The following is an 11,335-nucleotide window of genomic DNA, read 5'->3' on the forward strand; positions in this document are numbered from 1 at the left end:
GGCTGCGCGGGGTACTCGCCAAGCCAGTCCGGATCGGTGCCGGCGCCGTCCAGATACAGCATGTCCACCCCGCCCAGTGAGGCTGGCGCCGAGCTGCTTTCGACCAGCACCACGCTGATGTTGGCGTCGGCGATGATCCGTGCCAGGCGTTCGCTGCCCTGGCGCAGGTCCAGCGGCACATACGCAGCGCCGCTGGAGAGCACCGCCAGCAGCGCCACCGGCAGCGCCAGCCCGCGCTCCATGCAGATCCCAATGCGATCGCCTGGGCCAAGGCCCTGTTCGCGCAACGCGTGGGCCAGGCGGTTAGCGTGCGCGGCCAGGGTCGCGTAGTCGGTGCTCTCCCCGCTCTCGGTCGCGCGCAGTGCAATCGCCTGCGGGCTCCGCGCAGCCTGGGCCTGGAACGCGTCGATGAGGCCATGTGCGCGCGTGCGCGCCTGTGACCTGCCGCGGCCCAGCGCCAGCAACTGTTCGCGCTCCTGCGCGTCGATCAGCGCCAGCGAGTCGATCCGCTGCTGCGGATCGGATAGCAGTGCCGCAAGCACCTGCTGGTAGGCCTCAGCAATACGGTCGATGGTTGCGCCGTCGAACAGGTCCTTGTAGGTCCAGGCCAGGGTCAGCCCGTCGCGGCCTTCGCCGACACTGAGATCCAGATCGAAATGCACCTGCTCGACATTGTTGACGAATGGTTCGATCTGCAGCCCGGGCAAAGCAAGCTCTCCGGCCTCGTGGTTCTGGACCACGAATTTCACCTGGCACAGAGGGTTGTAAGCCATGCTCCGTTCGTGGCGCAGCGTGTCGTTGACTAGGTCGAAGGGCACATCGGCCGCAGCGAATGCATCCAGCGCAGTGGTGCGTACGCGGGCGATCACCTCCACCAGCGTCGGATTGCCTGACAGGTCGCTACGCAGCACAAGGGTGTTGATGAAGAAGCCGATCAGCGGCGCCAGCTCGGCGCGATCGCGGCCGGCGTGCGGCACCCCGACCACGACATCGTCGGTCGCGCCGAATCGACCGAGCACGATTGCCAGTGCCGCCTGCAGCAGCATGAACAACGAGGCCTCATTCGCCTTCGCCAGCATGCGCAGGGCCTCGGTCTGGCTGGCGTCGACGCGGCGACTGGATTGCCGTGCATCGAAACGCTGGCGCGCTGGTCGCGGACGGTCTAACGGCAGCGAGTGCACGACCGGCAGGTCCTCCAACTGGCGGGTCCAATAGGCCAGTCCGCGTTGCAGCACACCTTGCCCCGCTTCTTCGATCTGCCAGGCGGCAAAGTCGGCGTACTGGATCGGCAATGGCGGCAGCGGATCGTCGAGCCCGGCGACGCGATTGCGGTAGAGCGCGACGAACTCGTTGACGAGCACGCCGCTGGACCAGCCATCGGAAGCGATGTGATGCAGTGTCAGCAACACCACATGGTCCGCGTCGGCCAAGCGAATCAGCACGCAGCGCAGCATGAGGTCAGCTGAAAGATCGAATGGCCGCGCCGCTTCCTGCATCGCTAGGTCGCGCGCGCGCGACAGCGCGACCTCGGGCGCCAGCGCCGACAGGTCAGTCTGCGCTAGCGGGATCGGCGCAGGCGCCAGCACTTGCTGCACCGGTGCGTCGTCCTGGAATCGATAGACCGTACGCAGGATCTGGTGACGGGCAACGATGCGGTCGAGCGCTGCCTGCATCGCTTGTACATCAAGCTGGCCACGCAGGCGCATGGCGGTCGGGATGTTGTACTGGCGGCTGCCGCCTTCGAGCTGATCGATAAACCATAGGCGTCGCTGCGGAAACGACAGAGGGGCTTGCCTGGCGTCACGGCGCGGAATCGGCACAAGGCTGCCTGCGCCGCTGTCGCTTTGCAGCCAGGTCAGGATCTCGGCTTTGTGGGTAACCAGCCGTTCGCGCAGCGCAGCGGTCAAGCGCTTATCCGGATCGTCCAGCAACAGCTTTCCATCGCGGGCCTTGACCCGAATTCCGCTGTCTACACACGCCTTCAATACTTCGCGAAAACTCATAGCTCGATAAATCCCTGATCGCTACTGTCGGTGTTGTCCATCACCAAAGCGTCACGCAACGCCGTCTCGCCCAACCGTTCGTCAAGATACGTCGCCAGTGCCGTGATCGTGGTCTTCTCGAACACGTCTCGGATCGATAGCTCAATGCCGAAGTGCTGCTTGATCTCAGCCAGAACCTTCACCGCCAGCAGCGAGTGACCGCCGATCTCGAAGAAATGATCGTATCGCCCGATCCTCTCCACCGCCAGCGTCTGCTGCCAAATCCTGGACAGCACGCGCTCGCTGTCAGTGCGTGCCGGCTCGAACGCGCGCGCCGCCGTGGCCGCGCCGTCCGGTGCTGGCAATGCGGCGCGGTCGAGCTTGCCGTTGATCGTCAATGGCAAGGCGTCAAGCACGACAAAGGCAGCCGGTATCATGTAAGCAGCCAACGTGGCGGCGAGCCGCTCCCGCAAGTCTGCGATCTCCAACGTCACGCCCGGCGCGGAGACCACGTAGGCGACAAGACGACGATCGCCGCGATCCTCGCGCACCGCCACCACCGCCTCGTCGACGTCCGGGGCGGCAGCCAGCGCCGCTTCGATTTCGCCCAGCTCGATGCGGAAGCCACGGATCTTGACCTGCTGATCGTTGCGACCGAGATACTCGATCGAGCCATCCGACAATCGTCGGCCGAGGTCGCCAGTACGGTACAGCCGATCGTTGTCAGGTAGCGTCAGGAAACGTTCGGCGGTCAGCGCTGCGCGATTCAGGTAGCCACGTGCGACACCGCCGCCGCCGACATAGATCTCCCCGGTCATCCCAAGCGGCACCGGCTCACCCCGATTGTCGAGCAGGCGCAGCGACAGATCCGCCAGTGGCAGGCCGATGGGACTTCCACTGCCGCCGCGTACCTCTGTCTCGCTGATCTCCCGGTAAGTCACGTGCACGGTGGTTTCGGTGATGCCATACATGTTGATCAAGCGTGTGCGATGCAGAGCGTTGCGCTCGATCCACTGCAGCAGCGCATGCAGCTCCAGCGCCTCGCCGCCAAAGATCACCATCCGCAGTTGGTGGTTGTGGCTCTGGTCCTGGGCGGCGGTCAATGCACGGAACGCGCTCGGAGTCTGGTTGAGCACGGTCACGCCCTCATCCGCCAGCAGGCGCAGGAATTTTTTCGGTGACTGCGCCACCGGCGCTGGCACGATCACCAGGCGGCCACCGTGCAACAAGGCCCCCCAGATCTCCCACACCGAGAAATCGAACGCGAAGGAATGGAAGAGCGTCCAGACATCGCGCGTTCCAAAGTCGAAGTGGCGCGCGCAGGCGGAGAACAGCCGAACCACGTGGCGATGTTCGACCATCACCCCCTTCGGTCGACCCGTCGAACCGGAGGTGTAGATGATGTACGCCAAATGCGTGGGATCCAGGCCCGGTACGCGCGGATCGTGTTCGTCCGCTGGCGCACCTGCCATGATCGTCAGCAGTGGACAGGACACGCCGACGTCCGCATCTGCTCCGTTGCCGGTGTTTTCGGCTGGCTCATCAACCAGCAGCGCGACCGGTGCGCTGTCTTCGAGCATGTAGGCCTGACGCGCTGCTGGGTAGGCCGGGTCGATCGGCACGTAGGCGGCACCGCTTTTCAGGACGCCCAACAGGCCGATTAGCATCGGCAGGCCGCGGGCCGCCCGAACCGCAACCCTGTCGTCCGGCTTCACTCCCAGGGTCAGCAGCCGGTGCGCGACCCGGTTCGCCGCGCGGTTCAACGCGTCGTAGCTCAGGCTGTGTCCCTGGAAGCGTAGTGCTTCAGCCTGCGGCGTGCGTCGTACCTGCGCCTCGAACAGCGCCGACAGGGTGTCGACGACCTCGAAGCGCTCAGCCGGTTGCTGCCACGCCTCAAGCTCGGCACGCTCGACAGCGTCGAGCAGGTCGATGCGGCAGCCGTCGCGCATGGCGGCCGGCAGTTGTTCCAGCACCCGTTGCATGTGGCCAATCGTCCGCTCAATCAGCCGGCTGTCGAAGGTCTCGCTGCGATAACCGAAACGGATCGTCAACCGACGGTCGAGCAGTGCGCTGAGCACCAGTGGATAACTGGTCTGCTCGCTGCTATCGGCGCGTTCGATCGTCAGTTGCGGCGTTGACGCATCCCTATCGCTGCGGTTCGCTTCCTCGACCGCATCCAATGGATAGTTCTCAAAGGCCAGCAGGCTTTGAAACATCGGTATGCCCTGCACCTCCGACATACCCTGGATCTCTGCCAATGGCAGGTAGCCATGCCCGCTGGCGCGAGTGAAGCCGTCGTGCAGCGTCGCCAGTGCCTGTTCGAGCGCTTGGCCATCGACGAAATCGACTCGTACAGGAATGGTGTTGATAAACAATCCGACCATGGACTCGATGCCCGCTACTTCGGCTGGCCGGCCCGCGACCGTCGCGCCGAATACCACGCTGTTCTCCCCGCTATAGCGGTGAAGCAGATAGGCCCAGGCCCACTGCACGAGCGTATTGGGCGTTGTGCGCAGTTCGCGCGCCAGCGCGCTGAGCGCTGCGGTTGCGGTCTCGTCCAGTTCCATCAGGCGTTCGCGGTAGCCAGCAACACCAGCCTCGGATGTCAGGCCGCGGCGATCGATGCTTAGCGGCGTCGGCGCCGAAATGCCGCCCAGATAGCCGCGCCAGAAGTCGCGCGCGACGTCGCGGTCACGGCTCTCCAGCCACGCGATATAGCGCTCGTAAGGCACCGCGACCGGCAGGCTTGGGCGCTCGCCAGCGATGCGTGCGCGATAACAGGCCATCACATCGCGGTACACCAGCGGCATGCTCCATCCGTCGAGCAATACGTGGTGGAGGCTCCACACTAGCAGATGGCGGTCTTCGCCCAGGCTCACCAGGGTCACGCGCATCAACGGTGCATGGGCGAAGTCGAAACCTCGCGCGCGATCGCTGGCCAGCAAATGGTCGATGCACTGCTGTTGCGTAGTCGCATCCATTCCCCTCCAGTCCTCTTGCCGCCATTGCAGTGGGGCCTGCTTCAACACCACTTGCTGCAGCGCCTCGCCCGCGCCGGCGAACGCAGTCCGCAAAATGTCATAGCGGTCCACCACGTCTTGCCAAGCGGCCTTGAAGGCATCGACCTCCAGCGGACCGCACAGCCGCGGATGCACCTGCACCACGTAGGCCGAGGCGTCCACCTGGGAGTGGAACCACAGACCGCGTTGCATCGGCGTCGCGGCGTACAGGCGGACCAGATTCGGATAGTCGTGCAGCACGGCATCCAGCGTCGATGCGTCGAGGTGCGCAAGTGGAAAGTCCGAGGGCGTGAAAGCGCCAACACCTGGCTCCTGGCAATGGGCGATGATCCGCCGCAATGCAGCCATCGCCGCGTCTAGCACCACGCGTACTTTCTGCTCGTCGTCGCGACGTCCATCGAAGTCCAGCGAAAGTTGCAGGCAGTTGCCGAACACCATCGCGTTGATCGCGTAGCGTGCCGAACGTTGACGCGATGCACTGCCCTGCACGCCGGCTGGTTCCGGTGCGATCTGGAATGCACTACCGGGGGTGATCACCTGATCAAACTGACCCAGATAGTTGAATGCGAGCAGGCATGCTCCGCCGTCGTCGCGACCACGCAGGCCGTGCCCGATTCCACGGTGCGGGACGGCGCGACAGCTCTCCTTGACCCCTTTGATGACCTCGCCCGTCGTGCCGCCGTGCCAGCGCAGCGGGAGTGGGTACACACTGGTAAACCAGCCGACCGTGCCGGTGGTATCAAGGGTCGGGAACAAATTCTCGCGCCCGTGGCCTTCGATCAGCACGTCGAGCGCGCCGGCCCGCCCAGGATGCGGCAACGCCATGCAGACAGCTGCTAGCAGCAGTTCGTCGACACGCGTGTGGTAAGCCGCATTGCAGGACTGCAGCAGCGCGGCGGTTTCCGCATCGTCGAGCGTATCGGTCAGCACGCGGCTGTCGCCCAATCGGCCATGGTCTTCGCGAGGTGCGGCTCCGGTTCCGTCGAGATGGGCATCCCACCAGGCAGCGTCGAGGCGGCCCGGTTGTGTCTCACGCCATTCCTGTAATGCTGCGCCCCATTGTGCGAAGGAGGAGGTTTTCGACGCCAGCGTCACCGTTCGGCCGTCGCGATGCAGCGACCACGCCTGTTCCAGGTCGGAGAGCAGGATGCGCCAAGACACCGCGTCGACGACCAAATGGTGCGCGACCAGCAGCAGACGACCCTCGCCTGCATCGGCCTGGAACCAGACTGCCCGGAACAACGGCCCCTGCGCCAGATCGAAGCCACGTTGCCAGCGGTCGCATTGCAGGACCAGATCCTCGCCCAACGGCTCCACCTGCGCAGCCTGCTCCAGCATTGCCGCGTCCCAGGGCCGGTAGCGGCCCTGCCAGGTGCCGTCGTCGTCGCGATAGAAGCACAGCCGCAGCGCGTCATGGCGCTTGTAGACGGCGGTAACCAGCACGTGCAGCGCGTCGGCGTCGAACGTTGCCGGCGCAACCAGCAGAAGCGCCTGGTTGAAGTGGTGGATCTGCTGGTCTTCGCCGGCCAGGAAATCTCGCTGGATCGGCAATAGCACTTGCAGGCCCTGCACCGCATCCTGCGGCGCATCGGCACGGGCCGCGGTACCGGCCACGGCGGCCAGCGCGGCGATCGTGCGCGCCTCGAACAGCTGGCCGGTGGTGATCGCGATACCGTCCTGGTTGGCACGCGCAACCACTTGGATCGCCAGGATCGAATCGCCGCCGCGTTCGAAGAAGTCGTCGTCAATGCCGACCTGCTCGACCCGAAGTACCTGCGCCCAGATGTCGGCCAGCGCCTGTTCGAGAGGATTGCGTGCAGCCACGAAGTGCGTCGCTGATGCGGTCGGCGCGGGTGCCGGCAGGCGACGCCTGTCGACCTTGCCATTGGCGGTGACCGGCAGACGCTCCAGCATCACCACCGCCGACGGCAGCATGTGATTGGGCAGGCGATGGGCCAGGCGCTGGCGTAGCGTGCGCGCCAGGTCCTCGCCGCCGTTTGCGGCGATCACATAGGCGACCAAGCGTTGTCCATGGCCATCGTCGTCGCGGGCAATTACCACTGCCTCGGCGACATCCGGTTCGGCGGCGACCGCGGCTTCGACCTCGCCCGGTTCGACCCGGTAGCCGCGGATCTTGACCTGCTCATCAACGCGGCCAAGGAAACGCAGCTCACCGGACTCGCTCCAGCAGACCCGGTCGCCGGTGCGGTAATAGCGTACTCCCTCGCTCTCGACGAAGCGCTCGGCCGTTAGTGAGGTGCGGCCGAGATAGCCGCGCGCCAACGCGACGCCCCCCAGCCACAGCTCGCCCGGTACGCCGCGCGGCTGCAGGGCCCCGTCCTCGGCGCACACGCGAAGATGCACACCCGGCAGTGGCGCACCAAGTCGCACCGGTTTGCCGGCGACGACGCGCGCGCAGGTCGCTGCGACGGTGTTCTCTGACGGGCCGTAGGCGTTGAACAGCGGCATCCGCACCGCCCAGGTCCAGGCCAGATGTTCGTCGCAGGCCTCGCCGGCGACGATCAGCACCCGCAACGCGTAATCTGCCTGCGGGTTGAGCTGGGCCAGCATCACCGGCGGCAGGGTCGCGTGGGTGATGCGCTGCTCGACCAGCAATTCGGTCAACGCCTGCGCCGACAGACGGGTCATCTCGCTGCACAGATGCAGGCTGGCGCCTGCGCCCAGCGCCATCAGCCATTCCCAGGCCGCGGCATCGAACCCGATCGAAGCAAAGCCCAGGACGCGGCTGTCGGGAGTGGTGGCATACAGGGCCTGTTGCGCATCGGCGAGGTTGGACAGGCCGCGATGCTCCAGCATCACTCCCTTGGGCCGGCCGGTCGAACCGGAGGTATAGACCACGTAAGCCAATCTGTCAGGGGTGGTGGCCACCGCCGGCGTCGAATCGGCAGCACGTGCGGCGATGCGTTCCAGCGCGACCACCGCGTGCCGGCCCGCCAGCGCCTCGCGCCCGGACGCATCGGCGAGTACCAAGCGTGCGCCGGCGTCCTCAAGCATGAAAGCGATCCGTTCGGCCGGATACGCCGGGTCGATTGGCAGATAGGCAGCTCCCGCAATCAACGCTCCGAGCATCGCCGCGATCGTGTCGGCGTGGCGCCCAGCGCAGATCGCAACGATCTGCTCCTGGCCAACCCCGCGACCAGAGATCTCTGCAGCGATTGCCATCGCCCGTGCGGCCAACTCGGCGTAGCGGGTCTGGTGCCCGTCGATTCCGATCGCGAGCGCATCGGGTTGACGCCGCGCCCAGTCGAGCACGCGTTCGTGCACTGCGTAGAACACCGGTGCGGGGGGCGCCACGGTCCCAAGCTTGAGCAAACCCGCTCGCTCCTCCTCTTCCAGCAGATCGACCGTGTCGGCTTTCAGCGCGTCCGGCAACCGCCGCAGCACTGAGCAAAGGTGAGCGATCAGGCGGGTGGCGGCGGCCGGCGCGATCTGCTCGGCGCGGTAGCCAAGGCGCAGCGTCAATACCCGTCCCAGACTCGCGCTGAGGCTGAGCTTGTAGCTGGTGCGTTCGGAATGACCGCTGCTCTCCATGCGCAGGCCGGCGGTCTGCGGAGTCAGCGCCGGATCGGCCATCGCATCCAGCGGGTAGTTGTCGAACGCCATGATGCTGTCGAACAACGGCGAGCCGGGCGCGATCTCGGACTCGCGCTGGATCTGCGCCAGCGACAAATAGCCATGGTCGGTGGATCGCTGGAACTGTTCATGCAATGCAGCCAGAGACTCGCCGATCGAGCCGCCGTTGAAGTCCACCCTGACCGGCAGCGTGTTGATGAATAACCCGACCATCTCGCCGATCGCCGCCACGTCGACGTCGCGGCCGGACACGGTCGCGCCGAACACCACCTCACGCTCGCCGCTGTAACGATGTAGCAGCCAGGCCCAGCTCCATTGCAGCAAGGTGTTGACCGTGGTGCGGCGATGCTGGGCCAGCTCGCGCAGCGCCTGGCTGGCCGCTGCATCCAGTTCGACGGTGAGCTCGCGATGGCCGCTCTGGCCGCTGTCTTCGCCGCGGTCGATCGCCAGCGGCGTCGGTGCCTCGATGCCGGCCAGACGCTCGCGCCAGTAGTCGCGCGCTTGGGCCGGATTCTGGCGTCCCAGCCACGCCACGTATTCCTCGTAGGGCGCCGGCTCGGGCAACGGTGCGGAGGCGACTCCACGCAACGCCGCGTAGGCGTGCATGACGTCGCGGTAAACCATCGGCAGACTCCATCCGTCCAACAGCAGATGATGCTGCGTCCACAGCAGTTGCCAGCGCTCATCGCCTACCCGCAAGAGCGTTACCCGCATCAGCGGCGGAGCCTCCAGCGCGAATCCGATCGCGCGGTCGGCTTCGCGGAATGCGTCGAAGCGCGCGCGCCAGTCACTCTCGTCGAGACCGCGCCAATCCAGTTCCTGCCAAGGCAGTTTGACGTCGTCGGAGACGACCTGTAGCAATCCATCGCCGGCGGTGTGGAAGCCAGTACGCAAAATCGCATGCCGGTCGACGGTTGCCTGCCAGGCAGCGCGGAAGGCGGCCACGTCCAACGCGCCGCACAGCAGAGGATGGATTTGCACGACGTAAGCGGAACGATCCAGGGCCGCGTGGTAATGCAGCCCCGTCTGCATCGGCGTCGCCGGATAGGCGCGGCGGAGGCGCGGATAGCGCGCCTGCAGCGCGTCGACCGCTGCCTGGTCCAGTGACAGCAACGGAAAGTCCGAGGGGGTGAACCCTCCGCTGCCGGCCTGCAAACAATGCGTGATGACCGTACGCAGGCCATCGACGATGCAGTCGAGCAGGCGCGCCGCGCTGGCGGAATCGTCGCGCGCCGGATCGTGGCCGAGCGAGAGGCGCAGGCGGCTGCCGGCAACCAACCCACTCAATGACCAGCGCGCCGAACGCCGCCGCGTCGGCGCCACCTGCATACCGGCTGCGCCCTCGGCGGCGCGCAGGCCGGCCTTGCCCTGCAAAACCTGGTCGACTTGGCCCAGATAGTTGAATTCGAATTCCGGCTCGGCCATCGCCCGCAACAACGTATCGCCGCGCAGGTCGCGTAGCACGCCAAAACCCAGCCCGTCGCCCGGCACGGCGCGGCAACGTTCCTTGATTGCCTTGATCACCTCCGAAGGTTCGGTGGTGGCGGCATGCAGGGTCAGCGGATAGACGCAGGTAAACCAGCCGACGGTCTGGGTCAGATCGAATTCGCCGTCCGGCGCTGTGCGGCCGTGTCCCTCCATCCGCAGGGCCACTCGGTCGCAGCCACTCCATGCGCGCACGCCTAGATAGACTGCGGCCAGCAGGAGGTCATTGATGCGGGTACGGTAGGCGGCATTGCAGTGCTGCAGCAGATCGCGGGTGCTGTCTTCGTCCAGTACGTGGTTGATGCTGCGCGCAGTGCCATGGTCGCCATGGTCGGGCATTAATGCGGGAGCGTTCGCGTCCGTCCCAGCATCGCGCGCCTGCTCGCGCCAATAGTCCAGTTCGGCCGTGGCGGAATCACTTTGAGCCCAGTGCGTCAGCCGCTCGGCCCACTGCTGGAACGACCGCGTCTTCAGCGGTAACGTGATCGGCTCACCGGCACGCAGGCTCGCATGACCGCGTTCGATGTCTTCCAACAGGATGCGCCAGGACACACCGTCCACAACTAGGTGATGCGCGACGAGCAACAGGCGCCCCTCCTGGCCAGCCGGCGGCACGAAATGCACTGCGCGCAACAGCGGCCCGCGCTCCAGATCGAAGCTGCGCTGCCAGCGCTCGCAACGTGCGTCCAACCCGTCCAGTCCTGGTTCCAGCACGACCGCTGCATCCAGGAGTTCCGTATCCAGCGGTGCATAGCGCGCGTGCGGCGTGCCGTCCACAAGCGTGAAGCGTAATCGCAGCGCGTCATGGCGGAGGTACAACGCTCGCATGATCGGCGCCAGCACGCTCGGATCGAAGTCGACTGGCGTAGTTAGCCAAATCGACTGGTTGAAATGGTGACGGTCGACCGGGTCGTTGAAGAATCCACACTGGATTGGCAGCAGGCGTTGCAAGCCTTCGCTATCTCCCTGCGGTACCGCCTGGGTCACGCCCTCCCGCACGCGCATTGCCAGGGTGGCGATGGTCTGTGCCTGGAACAAGTCGCGGGTGGTCAGCGCAAGGCCATTCTGGCTGGCGCGGGCCGCGACCTGAATCGACAAGATCGAGTCGCCACCCAACTCGAAGAAGTTGTCGTGGATGCCGACCCGCTCCACCTGCAAGATCGCGCGCCAGATCGAGGCCAGGGTACGTTCGGTTTCGTTCCGGGGGGCCTGATAGTCGCCCACCGCCAGCGACGCGGCGTCCGGCTCCGGCAA

2 protein-coding genes are annotated in these 11,335 nt (G+C 65.8%); both read right to left on the reverse strand.

Translation table 11 applies throughout. The features are described 5' to 3' along the window. On the reverse strand, positions 1-2,003 hold a 2,003-nt coding region (locus DYQ94_RS20510; protein ID WP_505414918.1), incomplete at its 3' end, for a condensation domain-containing protein. Beyond that, a complete protein-coding gene (locus DYQ94_RS20515; protein WP_505414919.1) occupies positions 2,000-11,305 on the reverse strand; it encodes an amino acid adenylation domain-containing protein in 9,306 nt (3,101 codons plus the stop codon). The genes DYQ94_RS20510 and DYQ94_RS20515, both read right to left, overlap by 4 nt. Between the last annotated feature and the right edge of the window lie 30 nt (positions 11,306-11,335).

The organism is Xanthomonas sp. LMG 8993, assembly GCF_009835065.2.
GTDB classification, from domain to species: domain Bacteria; phylum Pseudomonadota; class Gammaproteobacteria; order Xanthomonadales; family Xanthomonadaceae; genus Xanthomonas; species Xanthomonas arboricola.